The organism is Halomonas sp. Mc5H-6, from assembly GCF_024124705.1.
Lineage (GTDB): Bacteria > Pseudomonadota > Gammaproteobacteria > Pseudomonadales > Halomonadaceae > Vreelandella > Vreelandella subterranea.
Map to the genome: position 1 here is coordinate 346692 of NZ_JAMXSI010000001.1, position 16668 is coordinate 363359.

Sequence of the window (16668 nt, forward strand, 5' to 3'; positions counted from 1 at the left end):
CGTTGTAGTGGTTGCACCGAATAAGGATGGTTAGATGAGTAGCGTACTGTTTGCCGAACACCCCACCCAGGACGGCCACGTCATTGCGGAAATAACCCTCAATTCTGAGCGTTCGCTGAATGCCCTGACCCTGGAAATGATCGAGGAAATACTGCCCCGCCTGGCCGACTGGCAGGAGGACCCGCGCGTGGTCGCCGTGCTGCTTGATAGCGCCGGAGAAAAAGCCTTCTGCGCCGGTGGCGATGTGGTCAGCCTCTACAAGGCGATTAAGGGTGAGGGCGATCCCGATTTTCCGGAGCGCTTTTTCCATCAGGAGTATCGTCTGGATTACGCGCTGCATACCTACCCAAAGCCAGTGATCTGCTGGGGTAACGGCATTGTCATGGGCGGCGGTATGGGGCTGCTAAGCGGCAGCAGCCATCGGGTGGTGACAGAAACGTCGCGTTTGGCGATGCCCGAGGTCACCATCGGCCTTTACCCGGACGTGGGTGCCAGCTGGTTCCTTAACCGCTTGCCCAACGGCACCGGGCGTTTTCTGGCCATGACGGGCAGCCAGATCAACGCGCCGGATGCCGTTCACCTGGGCCTGGCCGACCGAGCCATTGCCAGCCACGAGCGCGATACGCTGGCGAAAAAGCTGACTCAAGCCGCCTGGGGCGAAGGGGAGAACACGGATACCCATGGGGTCGTCAACCGTATTCTGCGCGAGCTGGAGCAGGCCTCCCAGCCGGTGTTCGAAGAGCTGGAAGCCCCGGTTTATAAATTCTCCCCGCTGATCCGCGAGCTAATGGATCACGACACCGTTGAACAAATTGTTGCCGCTATTGCGGATGTCAAAAGCGACGACAAATGGTTTAGCAAAGCGCAGAAAACGCTGGCTCACGGCAGCCCTGTGTCCATTACGCTGATCGATGAACAGCTCAAGCGGGCCAAGTACATGTCGCTTGCCGAGGTGTTTCAGTCGGAACTGGCGCTTTCGGTCCAGTGTTGCCGTCACCGGGAGTTCCCCGAGGGGGTGCGTGCCCTGCTGGTGGATAAAGACGGTGAGCCTGACTGGACCTACCCCGATGTGGCCTCGGTTGAAGCGTCGTTCATCGACGAGCTTTTGACGCCGCCGTGGGCTACGAATCCGCTCCATGATCTTCGCTGATGTTTTGCAATTTACGACTTATTACACATAACTTATTGCATATAACTTATTACATACAACAAGGACAAACGTTATGAGCACCGTCGCATTTATCGGTTTAGGCAATATGGGCGGCCCCATGGCCGCCAACCTGGTCAAGGCAGGCTTTCATGTGTGCGCCTTCGACCTTTCGGCAAGCGCGCTGGAAACGGCAAAATCTCAGGGCTGCGAACTAGCAAGTTCCGCCCAGGAGGCCGTTGCCAATGCCGACTTCGTGATTTCGATGCTGCCCGCAGGCAAGCACGTCATGGACCTTTATGCCGAAGGCGATGCGCCCCTGTTTGACGTGATCAAGCCCAGCGCGTTAGTTATCGACTGCTCCACGATCGATGCGGATACCGCCCGAGACGTGGCGGCGCTGGGTGAGGCGAAGGGGATTGGCTTTGTCGATGCGCCGGTGTCCGGCGGTGTGGGCGGCGCCCAGGCGGGAACGCTGACGTTTATCGTGGGTGGCAGTGAGGCCCAGTTCGCACAGGCCAAGCCGGTGTTGGACGCCATGGGTAAGAACATCTTCCACGCCGGTGATCATGGCGCCGGGCAAATTGCCAAGGTATGCAACAACATGCTGCTGTCGATCCTGATGGCGGGTACCTGTGAAGCCATCAACATGGGCGTCAAAAACGGCTTGGACCCAGCGGTGCTGTCGGAAATCATGAAGCAAAGCTCCGGTGGCAACTGGGCGCTCAATGGTTATAACCCTTACCCGGGCGTAATGGAAAAGGCGCCCGCGTCGAACGACTATCAGGGTGGCTTCCAGGTCGACTTGATGATCAAGGACCTGGGCCTGGCCATGGACGTCAGCCAGCTAAGCGCCTCGCCGGTGCCCATGGGCTCCGCCGCCCGCTCACTGTTTACCTTCCATAAAGCAGGCGGTAACGGCAAGCTCGACTTCTCGAGCCTGATGCGGTTCTATCAGGACAAAGACGGTAACGCATAACGCGCAGGCAAATGATGGGCTCGTCGGCCGCCCCTAGCCGCGTTCGTCCTTGGGCGAGCCCATCACAATCAGGGTGGAAATGGCGCTGACATGAGGCTGGGTGCCCAGCACCTCGGTATGAAAGCGCTTGTAGCTGGCGAGGTCGCGGGTTTCGACGCGCAGCAGGTACTCAAACGGGCCGGCGATGTTGTGACATTCCGCCACTTCATTGGCCACGGCCATCGCTCGCTCAAAACCCTCCTGAGCCGCCTTGGTATGTATTGCCAACCCCACCGTGACATACGCCACAAAGCCTCGCCCCATCGCCTCTGGCGCCGTGATTACCCGATACCCGAGAATGACCTCGTTTTTCTCGAGCTCCTGCACCCGGCGCAGGCATGCCGAAGCAGACAGGTTAACCCGCTTGGCAAGCTCAACGTTGCTCAGGTTTCCATCGCGTTTTAGCTCGTGCAATATTTTTCTGTCAATGGTGTCCATCTTCATATTTTATTGCGATGAGTGGTCATTTAAATGGATATTAGGCGCAAAATTGCGAGTGTAGGCCCGTAAAATTCTACGCATACTTAATCAAAAGAGACAGCGAGAATGAGCATATCGGTATTGGCTGCCTTAACGGTCTTTGCATTTGTGGCCACTGTAACCCCTGGGCCTAACAACTTGATGCTGATGGCCTCAGGCGCGAACTTCGGCTTCAGGAAAACCCTGCCCCACATGCTCGGCATTATGGTGGGCTTCAGTGTCATGGTGCTGATAGTGGGGGGCGGGCTCATGTCGCTTTTCGACGCCTATCCGCTGCTGAACAAGGTGCTGCAGGTGATCTCAGTTGCCTATCTGCTCTGGTTGGCCTGGAAGGTCGCCAACGCCGCGCCGCTCAAGGCGTCGGATGAAAAAGGCACGCCCATGACATTCCTGCAGGCAGCCGCCTTTCAGTGGGTGAACCCTAAAGCCTGGGCCATGGGGCTTTCAGCCATCACCCTCTACGCGCCGGACAGAACCCTGCTTTCCGTGGTGATGGTCGCCTGCGTGTTTGCCATGGTCAGCTTCCCCGCGATTTCGATCTGGGCGTGGCTGGGCCTGATGGTGCGCCAATGGCTGACCAGCCCCAGGCGTAATCGGGCGTTCAATATCACCATGGCGGTGTTGCTGGTGGGCTCGCTGTATCCGGTGCTGGGCTAGGTTGTTGTGCTCAGTGAGGGCTCAGGTAACTGGCTTCCAACGCCGCTAGCTCGGCATCAAGCGCTCGCAGTACCTCGCATGGCAACCCATGGTGCTGGGCACTTTCGATGAGTGGCCCCAAAATCGCCCCGCGCTCGGTGGGGCGGCGGGCCTCCACATCCTGAAGCATCGAGGCCTTGTTGCCCGCGGTATTGTCCACCACCTGCCATACCAGCGCCCGCCACGCGTCTTCGCCGTGGCCCGTATTTGGCGGCTGAATGCCCTCTGCCTGCAGTATCATCGCCACTTCGGTGATCACAGACGCCACGCGGCCCGAATACTGGGCACCGCGTAATTCTCCATTGTGCACGCCATTTAGGGCTACCAGTGGATTGATAGCGGCGTTGACCGCCAGCTTCTGCCAAAGCCGCTGGCGGATATCGTCCACTGCCGTGGCATCAAACCCCGCCTGGGCCAACGTCTGCACCAGCGTTTTCGCCAGGGCAGGGTGCCGGTTATGCAAATCGCCGATGAAGGTGTGCCCGCGCCCCGCATGCACCACCTCAGCATCGCCGCTCAGATAAGCACCTTGTGTCGTGGTGGCATTTAGCACAGGCCCCGGCCACGCCTGGGTAATCCGTGGCTGGGCCAAAAAGCCGTTTTGCCAGAGCGCCAGCGGGGTCGTCGAGGGGATGAAATTCGATATGCTTTCAAGCGCCGCTTCTGCGGCCATGGCTTTGGTGGTGATATGCACAAACCCTGGCGCAGGCAGATCGGTAGATGCCAATTGATCAACGGTAAGCGCGTTTAAACGCTGAACTCGCCGCTCGCCTTCTGGCGTGGTCAGCCATTGCGGCTCAACCAGCGCCCGGCGGCCAATTAATGTGACTGCACCTATGGGCGATAGCGAATGGGCCAACAGGCGGCCGATGGCGCCAGGGCCGAGTATCCAGTGATGTGACGTCATTGAAGTCGTCGCTCCGCAGCGGTGTTGTCGCCAAGCTTAGCGTGTTCAATGTAAGGAGCGAAGGGGAGAAAAGGCATTGGGAGGGGCTATTTCCTGATGATAGCAGGACAGCGCGTCGTCATCAGATGAGAAAGTCGGGTGGTAAATGCCCCTCAGGTGAGACGGAGAGTGTGGTGGGTTAATCACTAAAAAACCCCGCTTCGTGAGAAACGGGGTGCAAAAAACTAGCGGCTCAAAAAGCGTTTAGAAATTGAAGCCGAAGTTGGTCTGAACGCTGGTGTGCCATTGATCATCCGTCGGTGAACCGAAGTAACCAAGCGCATTCTTGTTGGCGACAACACTGAACCAGGCGTAATAAGGGCCAGCTGTTACCTTCATGCCCAGGTCGTTAAGCATCGGATCGTCGACATCCCCGAAACCGCCATTGGTCGGAGAGTAATTCGCTTCCGGGCTGATGTAGCTAAAGTCATTATAGAAGTAGAGGTTTTCGATGGCACCCCAGTCGACATCCATGCTGTAGCCCAGGCTGGCTGAGTACATTTGGCCTTCGGCAGGAATCAGGTAGTTGAAGTTGAAGGCGCCGATCTGCATGACATTGTCGGAAATACCGCTGACAGATTCATCTGGGTTTTCAGCATCGTACTCGTAGGTAGTGGCTTGAAGCTGCGTAAGCCAATCGCCGTAGCTACCGTTCAGGCCAACCGCGGCCTGCCAGCTGTTACCGCTATCGTTCGTCTTCTGGTTGTAGAGCTGACCGCCTTTCGCCGAGACGTTGACTTCAGTCGTGTATTCGGTGTCTTGGCCGAACGTATAAGCGACACGGCCGGCCAATTGATTTTCTTCAGAATTGCCCTGAGCACTGCTCCCCACCGGGTTGGCGCCATAGTGCTCGTTACTATCACCCAGTTGGTCGCTCTTGAAGAAGGCCAACGAAGTATCCCAGGCGCCTTGGGTATGATCCCAGGTGATACCCGCGTTCTGGTTGTCGTTGAAACCGGAGAGGTAAGGCAGGGTGCCGTACCAGCCCAAGTAGCCGTAATCCATGTTGCCGAACGGCGTTTGAACCAGGCCCACCTTGACAGTATCTTGATCGCTGGCCTCATAGCCCATCCAGCCCTTTTTGAGGAACTGGTAACCGTCATAGAAGCGATACTCCATTGAGTACAGGAAGCCGTCGTGTTCCCCATCAATGCCCAGAACGAACTTGCCGAAGTTCAGGTCGCCGCCGGTGTCCTTGTCGATCTCATCCCAATCGTTATAAGCCCCTGTCAGTTGAAGGGTGCCGCTGAATTGGGTCTTCTGTATCGAATCCAGTAGAGAGCGGTTTTCCTCGGCGATCTCACGCGTCTGCTCAGTATCCTGGCTTTCCGCTTCTGTTGGAGCGGAGGACTGAGCCTCGAGCTGCTGTTCCATACGCTCGACTTGGTCGCGCAGAGCATCCAACTGGCGCTGCATAGCCTCGGTGTCCTGCTGGGCCAGGGCCGGTGCGGCAAAGGTCATGGTGCCGGTAACGCCCACGGCAAGGCCGACGGTCTTGAATGATCGCTGAAACATTTTCCTTTCCTTTCTTGCTTTAAATTGCATGTCGTCTTCGGGGCTGAGTAACCCTTTCGAGCTGACATTAGAGAGTGTTAAACCGCAACGTAAAAGTGGCCACGCATTGATCAGACATGCGCCCTTGACATCCCAGGGCGTGCCTAAGCTAGTGGTGGCATGATCCGTGCTCCAAAGGCCATATGGAGGAGCGCGGTTAAGGGGTTTTAATTTTCATTATGAAAATAACGTTAACAAAAAAGACCGTTTAATAAAAAAATGTAATCAAACAGACGCAGTACTGGTCATCACGTGAGAGCTGTCGCTATTCACTAGCGTTGGTCGCGACCGATACCGTCAATCGGGTGCCCGCTGGATTCTCAATTGCAGTGGCGCCGCCACGTGACAGTGTTCATTACCAAGAAATGAATACAAGTAGCGGCTTAGATCTAATGACGGGCACCACCATTAATTGATGCAGGTCAATATTTATGGAATGACAGTGCTTTTAAACTCAATTTAATGCCCCTGGTGCCGATATTCTCTTTAACCTCGCATAAACCAGTATTTTAAATACTTTTTACGAGGTGCCCTCCCATTGGCTGGATGCATTCACCTTGAATGGCTCCCTCTCGTAGAGAACGAAGATGCATAACCCATTGAAAAAATTAACCGTCAAGGCGAGCCTGACGGTCGTGCTAGGCCTGTTTACCACCTTGATTCTGGTCGTGGCGGGGCTTGGCTACAAAACCAGCATGCTGGGCGCTGGTTCGATTGATGAGCTCAACCGCATCAATGTCCAACAGCTGAATTCTTTGAATCGGGCGCAGGTGAATATTGCCGATACACAGCTGTTTTTTATGAACCACCTGGATGCACTGAACGAGGGAGACCAGGCACTCGCAGAACGCTATCTTGACCAGGCAGGGAAGACCCTCCAGATGGCCCAGCAGCGTTTTGATGCCTTTTTGGCTGTGCCCAAGTCAGAAAAAGGCAAGCCTTACGCAGACGCGATCGAGACCGCTTTTAATCAATTGCTCTCGCGAGGCCTGATACCTCAGTACGAAGCACTTAACCGCAATGATGAACGGGCCTATCGAGCGGCCAAGCGCGAAGGCGACCAGCTCAATCTTGCCTATATCGAAACCAATGAAGCCTTTATCGACTATGCCACAGCCCGGGGCAGTGAGTTGATGGCAGGCTACCAGTCAACCATGACGACGTCAGAGTACGTAGGGATCGGTGCATTGCTGCTGGTCATCCTGAGTGTCGTTCTGGTGCGCGTCGGTATGATGCGCGTGGTCATTCGCCCCCTTCAGGAAGCCGTTCACCACTTTGAACGCATTGCCCAGGGCGATTTATCGCACAAGATCGCGGATCGTGGCCGGAACGAAATCGGCCAACTGTTCGCGGCCATGCAATATATGCAGTCAGGACTTTCTCAAACGGTATCGAGCGTGCGTGACAGCAGTGGCTCAATTCATATTGGGGCGCGGGAAATTTCAATGGGCAACGCCGACCTCTCGTCACGCACGGAGCAGCAAGCCGCGTCGCTGGAAGAAACCGCTGCCAGCATGGAACAGCTCACCGCAACGGTGAAGCAAAATTCAGACAATGCCCGTCAGGGTAGCAAGCTTGCGAGCGATGCCTCTGCCACCGCAGCGCGGGGTGGTGACGCGGTCGGCCAAGTCGTCGACACGATGCATAGCATCTCGGAAAGCTCCAGGAAGATCAGCGAAATCATCGGCGTGATCGACTCGATTGCCTTCCAGACCAATATTCTGGCCCTAAATGCGTCAGTCGAGGCAGCGCGTGCGGGTGAGCAAGGCCGCGGCTTTGCTGTCGTTGCCACGGAAGTGCGCAATCTTGCCAGCCGCAGCGCCGATGCCGCCAAGCAGATAAGAGGCCTCATTGAAACATCGGCAGGCCAGGTGCATCAGGGGTCTACCCTGGTGGAAGGAGCCGGTAAGACAATGGAAGAGATCATGGCGTCCGTTAAGCGTGTTGCCGACATCATGGATGAAATTTCGGCGGCATCTACAGAGCAAAGCGATGGCATCGAACAGGTAAACCAGGCCGTTTCACAGATGGATGAGGTAACGCAACAAAACGCCGCCTTGGTTCAGGAAGCCGCGACCGCCGCTGCGTCCCTGGAAGACCAGGCCGCCCAGCTTGAAACGGCGGTGGCTATCTTCAAGCTGCAGGGTGGAATGGCCTCTTCAGCGCTGCCGCTTCGCAAACCGGCGGCAAGAGCAATCGCCAGCAACCCGTCGCGCCCTTCACTTGGCCAGCCTGCCAGCACCAAGAAAGTAGCAGAACTGGAGTGGGAAGAATTTTAAGTCATCGGTTTGGATGAGGACGCCTCATCACCTGGTAATAGTAATAGGGCCACTGACGGAGTGGCCCGCTGCCAGCGTTTCTAGCCTGTTAGCGTGGCTGGTTATGCCGGGGCCGAGGCGTTCGCTGTCGTGCGCAAATGCCAATAGCGGCGCAGTACGGCATCGTTGATGGCGCGTTCCATTTCAAAGGCGCTTGGCGTGGGGCAGAAAAGCGTGACGCCAATGCGCTGCTTGCCAATGTCCGTGGTCGTCAGGGTCACGCGGGGTTGGGGGTCGGCGATGTCGACGCCGCTGCGTTTTCTGATGACCTCGCTGTAGCGTTGGGCCAATTCGGAATGCGGCGCATGCAGGGAGGCCACTTCGTCTTCAAGAGCCGACAGTTCGGATCGCATATCCACGTCGGCCTCTAACACCACGCAGACATCGAGATACACCCACTTCTTGAAGAAGTTCTGGTTCTGAACCGGGGTGGTCAGGAACACGCTGTTGGGCACAACGATGGTCTTGCCGGAGTATTCAAAACGGCCCACGGCGCCGCCAATTTCCTGCAGAGTCGTCGCCAGCATGGTCTCGTCGACCACCTGACCGCGCAGGCTGCCGATTTCGACCCAGTCACCAATCTCGAACGGCTGGTTGACGATACGCATCACGGTGCCCGAAAGGCACAGAATCAGCTCCTTGGTCGCGATAACCAAAGCCACGGCAAAAGCGGTGATGGAAAGCGCAAAGGCATGCAGGGAAGGCAGCCAGATCAACGCCAGGCCGAGTAGCGTCAGGATGACGGCCACATTGCGGATGCGGGCCAGCCACGCACGCCGGTAATCGGACAGAATCTCTTGGCGCCCGCGAATGACACGCACGGCAAGGATACGCAGCGTTATGAGAATCGCCACGAGCGCAATCGAGCTTACCAGCAGGTTGCTCAACAGCTCCAACCAGAAGGAATCCTCAGGCATGATGGTTTGGTGCTCCTCTTGCAGGTCTTCGACACATCACGATCTTGGCACAGTGATGCAATGCCGTCGATCAGCGGCGAGCGCCACCTTCAACAGAAAACATGGGAGATGCGAGTACCAGCGGCTAAAGCATTTAAACCCCTCAGGGCTGGGATACACTGATTAGCAAGGTATTTTGCGACAGCCTTGAAGGTGAAAATCCCGTGATGTAGAGCGGATCATGCGATCAAGTGCTAAGGTAGTTGAAGAAATAGCCGTTCGCTATGCTGCTGGCGTGCACAATATCGCCAGCCAAGCGACAACTGCTTGGGTGCCGTGATAGGTGATTAAATTTAATGAGTAATGAAGGTGACGTCAGGGATTATGAGTGCGTTTTGAATAGGGGGCTTTGGTCGGCTAACGACCCAAAGCGGCCCTCCCGGCAGAAGCGGTATGTTGGTTCAGCAGTGTTATGCAGTCGGCACGATAAACTATGTTATGCGCCAGGAGATTGAATTGTATGCTCGTCTTCCAGTATGGCTCGAACATGAGCAGCAAGCGCCTGAACTCATCGGAACGCTTGGACGGTGATGCTCAGCGCATTGGAATCGCCCAAACGGCCGATCCCTACATGTTGTGCTTTCCAGTCTGGAGCAATACAAATAGCTGTGCTGCGGCAAGCATCAGCCCTAATCCGGACGGCCGTCCGATCTTTGGCGTTCTCTATGAGATTCCCGATTCGCTCGTGTACCGCCAAGAAGCAAAAACCCTCAATCGAAAATCGCTCGACGCCATTGAGGGAGAGGGAGCGAATTACGTCCGGACCAAGATTGATGCTGTCCAATCATATGGAGCCGTAATCTCGGCTACAACCTACGTTGCAAAGCGAGCGGGACCTGAGCTGAAAACCAGCGCCGATTATGCCAGACACATCCTGATGGGCCTGGCAGAAAATGATATGCCGCCCGCCTATCGTGCGTACGTAGCTGCCTGTATCGCTCAGAGCAATCCGGAACTGGGGGGAATGGTTGAAGAATGACATTCAATAGGCGCATAACAAGTGGCTGTTGGCGGATGCACCGGCGCTCCGCAAAGCCAAGCGGTTGGACTACCTAGTACCGACGCGTGGCTTAGGAATGATGTATGAAGAAAGTTGATGAAAATGCGGGTAGATCTTCACTGGAAAAGCGGTTCAAGACGTTCCTAAGTCTATTGGAGAACGCGGAAGACATCGACAGCGCACTTTCCGACTCAGTCTTAGGGTACGGGCAACGGGCAGATTTTCTCCTCGCCAAGCGCCGTATCGTTTTAGAACTTAAGACGCTCGAAACTGATCCAGAGTATAAGGTCGAAGGGAGGCTTGCGCCGCATCGTGAGCGCCCTGAGTTTCCTCTGTTCTACTGGAAAACAGACTTAAACGAAATTCTGAATCATCTTCCAGACGGAGAAGAGATTCATCAAAAGATTGGCCATGCTGTCACAAGGTCGGTGCATGGCGCTTTGGAGAAAGCGGACGACCAAATAGAATCCACAAAAAAGGCACTGAACATTGAGGAAGCGTGCGGTGTCGTTACGATTTTGAATGAAAAAGTCGGAATTCTATCGCCTGAGCTAGTGGCGGCAGTGGCTAGTAAAATGCTCTTGAAGAGGCGCGAAGGAAGCCTCAGGTATCAGAACATTTCATACGTGTGGATCATCTGTGAGCATCACAGGGTAGTTACTTCGAGAGCCACGGAGCATCTTCCGCTGATTCTTCTTAAGGGTCCCCGCTCGGAAGCTTATCCCGAAGCGGGAGACTACTTAGATAACCTACAAGCGAAATGGGCGCAGTTTTGTGGAGTACCTCTTGTTTCTCTTGGCCGACGGGGAGACTTCGCTGACCTCGAGTTTGAAAAACGCAAAGTAAAAACGGCGAGCGACGAACAATCACTTTCCAGGCACGAGGTGTGGCGGCGCGAATACCGAGGAAGACCGTACTTGCGACACCTCTCAGAGGACAAATTCTTTGAGTATGCAGCGCAAGTCATATCAGCGATGACGCCACACTTTTTGGTGGGAGGAAAGAAACTTCCTTTTGCAGCGGTAGCGGAATTGATGGAGCGATGGACGCACATACTTGAAGAGGCGGAATTCCGGAAACTCGACATGAGGAAATTACAGGCGAGTTTGCCGGATATTGATTACATACGCGGCAATTAGGGTTAGGGCCATTTCCAGTGGCAGCCTACATGAAGAAGGAGGTCCAGCGATGAATGTTGCTCTTCGCGAGCCCAACAAGGAGCTTGAAGCGACACCGGGAAGCTTTGCGACTTCTTCATGCGCCATCAGCGGCGCGCTTCAGCTTTGTCGTTAGCTTTTTAGGAGTAGCAATGAATCGGGATCTTCGAGAGCTATTTGATCTGCGATGGGAAGATCGGGACAGGGTTCTTATGCAGGAGTTTCTTCGAGTCAAAGAAGAAATGAATGCTAGAGGCTTACTGCACTCAAGCATGACAATTCAAGTTGCTCACAAGGTTATGGCTAAGGAGTTTGAGTCTGATAGACGACTTATCTCGGATACGATCATTGATTTTGTTGGCAAAACCCAGCGGGTTACCTCCATATCGGTGTTTCAGGATATTGCTCACACTGAACTGGTTAGTAGAAAGTACGCTCTAGAGAGTCAGTTTGCGTCTGGGTTCAAAAATATTTTGTCTGGGTGGCAGAATTCATCAATGGTTGCTCCGTTTGTTAATTTAAATGAGATGTTCCCTCTGGCTCAGAAGGAGTTGTCCATTGAATTAAAGAATGCTGTAAGTGCTTACAATAGTAGATTTGGGAGCAATTTGACTGATCAGCTAAGGAATCGATTTTTAAATCATCCAATAATCGCAGTCGCGATTCTTTCTTTTGCGGGTGCCAGCTTTATTCTTGGTCTGTCAAAAATGCTCGGTCTTGTCAATTTTGGTCATTAGAGCTAACAGTCGCAGTCACAGCGACGTCTACTACATGGCGGCTTTGCCCCAATTTCTTAGCCGCGCGTGCTGTTGGCGTTTATCGCAACTTCCTTAAAGACTACTCTTGGCCGATAGAAGAGATTTAGACTATACTGATGTGTGTGCTTCGGCAGAATACGATCCTTTGCGGACGTGTTGGGAAATGCAGCAGGCGCGCGAAATTTGGATATGCAGCCCAACAGAAATTAGCAATTATGCATATCAGTTCAGCATTTATTCGCCATTCTCCACACGGTGAATAAATGCTTCACTGTTAAATTTCTCATCCACGTTCAAGCATTGCGACTAAATACATGGCAGATAAAAACGTTAAACAGGTTTCATTTGAGATCGACTTGAAGAACCAAATAATGGTTGGTACCTCAGATAACGAAGCGCCAATCGATCATGATATTGGTAGGAAAATCGCCGATTCAATTTCACGCTCTTTGGAAAATTCATCTAATGAGTGGCTTAATCAATTCGATAAAAATATTGAGAATAAAGAATACCTAAAGGCTTATGATTTATTTGATGAAAATAAGTGGACTCTACAGTTCTGCGTTGACAAAGGTGTTGTAAATAAACTGAGACGCATGGATGTGTCAAAACTCGATAATGACTTTAGAAAGGAATACTTGACATTCTTGATAGCCCTTTCGTCTCATTTAGGAGTCAGGGAGAACTTGCTGCAAGATATTGACAATATTCTATTTAATCATGAAAAAGAATTAGACCCAGTTTTGGTTCAGAACCTATATCTAGAAAAAGCCAATATATCTGCGATAAATGGATTTTCAAATAAAGCTGTTCTTCTATATAAAAAGATCATATTGTCAAATGATAGCGATTCGGCAACGATCGCATGGGCATATCAGGGTCTTTCTAAGCTGACTGAAACTGAAGAGGATAAAATTCGCTATGCAGAAAAAGCGGCAGACAAGCATTTAGAGGCAGGCTCAAGAGACGAAGCCGTTAAAAACTTTTTAAAGATATCAGATATAAAATCAGTAAATAATCCTGAGGCCGCAGTTAACATAATTGATAGATGCATTGATCTTTATGGGTCAGAAAAGCTAATTGATCGGGAATTGCTGGCGTCAATAAAACATAAAAAAGCTTCATATTTCCAAAGAATTGGAAGATATCTTGATGCACTTCCAATAGTGGAAGAGGCCTGCGACCTAAGGCGTGGTCTGATAGGTTGTGAGTCTGAGCTTCATGCCAGTTTGATTCTAGCCGAAGTTGTCGCAAACGCCAATGGTGAATCAGATAAGGCTAAGGACCTAAATTCCGAACATGAGCGCTTATCTCATATAATTAGCGATGATAACTTTTCATTAAGGTGTGAAATAAGCGAGATAATATCTCGTTCTGGGGTTATAGATGAAGTTTTACTTTCTAAAGTGATTTCATCTGATGACAGGTCTATGTTAGCATCAGTTTTACTTTATCAGTCGACTAATAGTTGTCTAAATTTAGAGGAGTCTTTAGAGCTACTTGATCGATCCAGATTGATTGTTGAGTCGCAAAGAGACAAGCGAATTCTTGACATAATATTCTTTTCTATTGCTGAAAAATATCGTGTTGAAGATATGATTGATGATGCTTATTCCTATTATAAAAAATCTTTGGAGAGCAATCAGTTTTACCATCCCTCCGCGCAGAATTGCGCCGCGATGTTAATTAATGAAAAGCGCTGGAAAGATGCTGAGGAATTCTTTAAAGATAGAATGGTTCTAGTAGGTGAACTCCCAGGGATTTGTTTCGGCTATGCAAGGGCGCTGTATGAAAACCGAAAGTACTCGTTAGCATTCAAGTATTTTAAAAAGTCAGATCCTTATGTCGATGGTTTAAGTGACTATATATCCGCATGTTTGGAGAATGTTGATGATGCAGGGATAGCTTTGGGTGGTGGCGACAATAATGCTATTGAAAAGGTAATCACGGCTGAGCAATTTTACTGTGCCTTAGAAGAGTTCTCATACTCAGTAAGTGCCGACACTAGAATGCATTTTTGGGTAAGAGATAAAGAGATTGGAAAGTACAAATGGACAAAGAACCCCGAAGAGTTGTCCAAGCAAATGCTAATCACTTTCTTGAATGGAAAATTTGGTAAAGAAACGATTGATATTCTTCAAGAACAGAGGGCTGGCGCCGGATTTATAGATCTATATGTGATGTTACCTGGTGGGCTAAAAGTTGTAATTGAATTGAAGATGTGTGGTGGCGGATATAGCTCAAATTACGCACTCTCTGGAGAAAGTCAGATTATTCACTATCAAACAAACAAATTTACAAAAATTGGGTATCTTGTTGTGTTTGATGCTAGAGCGAGAGATTATGGTAAAGGCTTAAGAAAGCTTCAGGTAGTTAATGGTCATACTATATATTCATTAGCTATAGATATGCGTCCTCAAATAATAAAGAAATGAAATTTTAAAATTCAAAACACTTAGACGCATTAACCTTCGCCGGTATTTGAGGCGTTAAATCGATATATCAGTGATGCCTTAAAGACCGCTCTTGGCCGAAAGCCGACATCACTAAAACTAAGATGCCGATGGGCGTACTGAACACAATCGTTTCTTTAAATACATTGCCATACCTATTTAAGTCTGACCTTTTCAGTGCTGTTAGTATTAAACACGTGCACCAATATCCCAATCGACAGGAATAAAATATTTTCTGTCTGTTGTGCCTGATTATCAAAATCCAGGCTGGCCCAGCGCCAAGTGCGGCTCACAGGTCTTTCCTGTCGTCGCCCAGCAGGAATGCACTCAACTGCTTGATAATGCGCATTATCCATAACCTATGTTAAGTGAGCGAGTAGGCATATGCATTAGAATAAGATGAAAAAATCATTTGCCTGAGAGGTAATAGAGTGGCTCTCCTCGATACAGTCGTCATGCGGGGCCTTAGCAACCAAGGGGCATTGTCAACCGAAGACAAAGCCTTTTTGCTGGAACTTGAGCTTAACCCTCGGCACATGTCAGCCAACGAGGTGCTGTGGCTGGAGAACGGGCATGCTGATCTGTTCTGCGTGGTCAAGGAAGGTTGGGGATATTCCTATCGTAACTTGAAAAATGGTTCGAAGCAGATTCTAAAGTTCTACCTTCCCGGGGATATCATCGGCATCCGCGATTTTGGCTTCACCCGTCGACTGGCAAGTGCGGCGATGATAAATGACGGTGTGATCTATCCGTTCTCCTATCAGCAGCTTTTTGAACTCTTTGGACGTTCAAGCCTGGCTGTCGGGATCATGGCCACCGCGATGCGTCAGCAAGCGTTGCTTTCCGAGCGGCTGGTCTATCTTGGCAAGTATGCCGCTCATGAGCAGCTGGCACACTTTCTCTACGAGATCTATCTGCGACTCAAGCGGATTGGGGCGGTGGAGGACAATAGCTTTCTCATGCCGCTGACTCAAGAGCTGATCGGCGATGCGCTGGGAATGAGCCCGGTACACGTTAGTCGGACCTTCTCGATGCTGCGGGAGGAGGGGCTGGTGATCCGAGATCGCCAGCGTGTCAAGTTGCCCGATCCCGAGGCGTTGGCGCGGCTAGTCGAGTTCAATGACAGCTATATCGATGAATTCCTACCTTCCGCGTTCTCTGAGCTGCTAAGAGCTACCCCATAAGGCAAATGCGCGGGTCGCTTCCTTAGGAGTGAATGATTGCTGGCTTGAAGCGACATCTCCATGGGGTATGTCTTGGAGGATGCATGTAGGCCAATTTCGCTTATCCAGGCTTTCACGATTCGCGCCGACGAACTGGTAGAAAGATGTGTTGGTCTGCATTAAGTACAGCGACCTGCGTCTAGGGCCTGCCGATAACGGCTGGGTAGACAAAACCAGCCTTCGTGGGCCGGTTTTGTCTGGGAAGGCTCTCCCAAAATCAGGGAGCGATGCGGTTAATTGCGTCGGTAAAGCCGATCAGCGAAATATCCAGGTCCATGCGGTCACCGTTTGGGCCAATCATGCTGAGGGTTGCCGTATTGCCCCTGCGGAGTTGCTGCAACATCGACGGCTCAATGGGGACGTCAGCACGGCACCCTTGCTCCATGCAGACCTGGTAGGGGAACTGGATAGGCTCACCGTTATCGACACTCAATTGCAGGCCCGGGGCCAGACGAACCCCCAGCGGCATGAAGAAGCTCATCGCCGGGTCATCGATCTGGGGTGGGTAGTCGAGTATTACCTGCATCAAGGGCTGGTCGCTGCCAGGTTGGGTGATTAATTGCGCCATCGCACAAGGCGTTGGGCCCTCGGCATTACGCTGGCAACGGACCTCCCAGTCCTGGAACGACTCGGTGGTGACATTACCACCGGAAGCTGTCCCCGGTTGTTGTTGGCTGAAGGCGTTGGGCGACAACGCCAAGATCGATAATAGCCCCATCCTGTATAGGTTTTTAGTAAGACAGTACGGCATTGGCGGAACCTCACGTTGGTTTGCTGGTAGTAAATGATAATATCTACCATGCCTGCTTGTTCGCTTGAGGTCGAGCCCCTAGGGGCATTAAACGGGGGCTAAATGCTTTTTATTTACGAAATCATTTGTGACTCGGCAGGCAATTATGGAAGGTAGTGTTTCCACCGTGTCGCATTTTATCGTGAGGACGAGAAACGGATTCTCGTCCTCT

The 16668-nt window shown here is 52.0% G+C and carries 14 protein-coding genes; 9 read left to right on the forward strand and 5 right to left on the reverse strand.

All coding sequences use genetic code 11. The annotated features are described in order from the left end of the window. Positions 1-34 precede the first annotated feature (34 nt). Positions 35-1150 (forward strand): enoyl-CoA hydratase/isomerase family protein, encoded by a 1116-nt coding sequence (locus NH395_RS01605; protein ID WP_066320119.1) that lies wholly within the window; start codon positions 35-37, stop codon positions 1148-1150. 73 nt (positions 1151-1223) lie between these two features. Continuing rightward, positions 1224-2126: a 3-hydroxyisobutyrate dehydrogenase gene (mmsB, locus tag NH395_RS01610; RefSeq protein WP_253021922.1), complete on the forward strand. Its 903-nt coding sequence runs from the start codon at positions 1224-1226 to the stop codon at positions 2124-2126. A gap of 33 nt (positions 2127-2159) precedes the next feature. Here mmsB and NH395_RS01615 read toward each other — a convergent pair whose 3' ends face one another. Continuing rightward, positions 2160-2609, reverse strand: coding sequence for an Lrp/AsnC family transcriptional regulator (locus tag NH395_RS01615; protein WP_366064914.1), 450 nt, complete (start codon positions 2607-2609; stop codon positions 2160-2162). A gap of 102 nt (positions 2610-2711) precedes the next feature. Between NH395_RS01615 and NH395_RS01620 the strand changes: the two genes are divergently transcribed. Next, a complete protein-coding gene (locus NH395_RS01620) occupies positions 2712-3302 on the forward strand; it encodes a LysE family translocator (protein ID WP_092825118.1) in 591 nt (196 codons plus the stop codon). 10 nt (positions 3303-3312) lie between these two features. Here the strand turns inward: NH395_RS01620 and NH395_RS01625 are convergent, their stop codons facing one another. Continuing rightward, a complete protein-coding gene (locus tag NH395_RS01625; protein WP_253021924.1) occupies positions 3313-4248 on the reverse strand; it encodes a 2-dehydropantoate 2-reductase in 936 nt (311 codons plus the stop codon). Positions 4249-4491: 243 nt separating this feature from the next. Then, positions 4492-5802 (reverse strand): hypothetical protein, encoded by a 1311-nt coding sequence (locus NH395_RS01630; protein ID WP_253021925.1) that lies wholly within the window; start codon positions 5800-5802, stop codon positions 4492-4494. Positions 5803-6428: 626 nt separating this feature from the next. Here NH395_RS01630 and NH395_RS01640 point away from each other — a divergent pair. After that, entirely contained in the window at positions 6429-8120 is a 1692-nt protein-coding gene (locus NH395_RS01640; RefSeq protein WP_290443652.1) for a methyl-accepting chemotaxis protein, read from the forward strand. A 101-nt stretch (positions 8121-8221) separates the two neighbouring features. Here the strand turns inward: NH395_RS01640 and NH395_RS01645 are convergent, their stop codons facing one another. Further along, positions 8222-9076: a mechanosensitive ion channel family protein gene (locus NH395_RS01645; protein ID WP_253021927.1), complete on the reverse strand. Its 855-nt coding sequence runs from the start codon at positions 9074-9076 to the stop codon at positions 8222-8224. A 499-nt stretch (positions 9077-9575) separates the two neighbouring features. Between NH395_RS01645 and NH395_RS01650 the strand changes: the two genes are divergently transcribed. The 5 genes from NH395_RS01650 (at position 9576) to NH395_RS01670 (ending at position 15667) form a co-directional block, all read left to right on the forward strand. Then, a complete protein-coding gene (locus NH395_RS01650) occupies positions 9576-10094 on the forward strand; it encodes a gamma-glutamylcyclotransferase family protein (protein ID WP_253021929.1) in 519 nt (172 codons plus the stop codon). A gap of 104 nt (positions 10095-10198) precedes the next feature. After that, positions 10199-11254: a hypothetical protein gene (locus NH395_RS01655; RefSeq protein ID WP_253021931.1), complete on the forward strand. Its 1056-nt coding sequence runs from the start codon at positions 10199-10201 to the stop codon at positions 11252-11254. A 53-nt stretch (positions 11255-11307) separates the two neighbouring features. Next, a complete protein-coding gene (locus NH395_RS01660) occupies positions 11308-12009 on the forward strand; it encodes a hypothetical protein (RefSeq protein ID WP_253021933.1) in 702 nt (233 codons plus the stop codon). A 335-nt stretch (positions 12010-12344) separates the two neighbouring features. Continuing rightward, complete coding sequence (locus tag NH395_RS01665; protein ID WP_253021935.1) at positions 12345-14465, forward strand: hypothetical protein; 2121 nt, start codon at positions 12345-12347, stop codon at positions 14463-14465. A 449-nt stretch (positions 14466-14914) separates the two neighbouring features. Further along, positions 14915-15667, forward strand: a complete 753-nt coding sequence (locus NH395_RS01670) for a Crp/Fnr family transcriptional regulator (protein ID WP_253021937.1) — start codon at positions 14915-14917, stop codon at positions 15665-15667. A 256-nt stretch (positions 15668-15923) separates the two neighbouring features. Here the strand turns inward: NH395_RS01670 and NH395_RS01675 are convergent, their stop codons facing one another. Continuing rightward, positions 15924-16406, reverse strand: a complete 483-nt coding sequence (locus tag NH395_RS01675; RefSeq protein ID WP_366064920.1) for an invasion associated locus B family protein — start codon at positions 16404-16406, stop codon at positions 15924-15926. Positions 16407-16668 lie beyond the last annotated feature (262 nt).

Bases quoted from the DNA above. Each gene is read 5' to 3' on its own strand.
- NH395_RS01605 (WP_066320119.1), top strand. From the start codon at position 35: ATGAGTAGCGTACTGTTTGCCGAACACCCCACCCAGGACGGCCACGTC.
- mmsB (WP_253021922.1), top strand. From the start codon at position 1,224: ATGAGCACCGTCGCATTTATCGGTTTAGGCAATATGGGCGGCCCCATG.
- NH395_RS01615 (WP_366064914.1), bottom strand. From the start codon at position 2,609: ATGAAGATGGACACCATTGACAGAAAAATATTGCACGAGCTAAAACGC.
- NH395_RS01620 (WP_092825118.1), top strand. From the start codon at position 2,712: ATGAGCATATCGGTATTGGCTGCCTTAACGGTCTTTGCATTTGTGGCC.
- NH395_RS01625 (WP_253021924.1), bottom strand. From the start codon at position 4,248: ATGACGTCACATCACTGGATACTCGGCCCTGGCGCCATCGGCCGCCTG.
- NH395_RS01630 (WP_253021925.1), bottom strand. From the start codon at position 5,802: ATGTTTCAGCGATCATTCAAGACCGTCGGCCTTGCCGTGGGCGTTACC.
- NH395_RS01640 (WP_290443652.1), top strand. From the start codon at position 6,429: ATGCATAACCCATTGAAAAAATTAACCGTCAAGGCGAGCCTGACGGTC.
- NH395_RS01645 (WP_253021927.1), bottom strand. From the start codon at position 9,076: ATGCCTGAGGATTCCTTCTGGTTGGAGCTGTTGAGCAACCTGCTGGTA.
- NH395_RS01650 (WP_253021929.1), top strand. From the start codon at position 9,576: ATGCTCGTCTTCCAGTATGGCTCGAACATGAGCAGCAAGCGCCTGAAC.
- NH395_RS01655 (WP_253021931.1), top strand. From the start codon at position 10,199: ATGAAGAAAGTTGATGAAAATGCGGGTAGATCTTCACTGGAAAAGCGG.
- NH395_RS01660 (WP_253021933.1), top strand. From the start codon at position 11,308: ATGTTGCTCTTCGCGAGCCCAACAAGGAGCTTGAAGCGACACCGGGAA.
- NH395_RS01665 (WP_253021935.1), top strand. From the start codon at position 12,345: ATGGCAGATAAAAACGTTAAACAGGTTTCATTTGAGATCGACTTGAAG.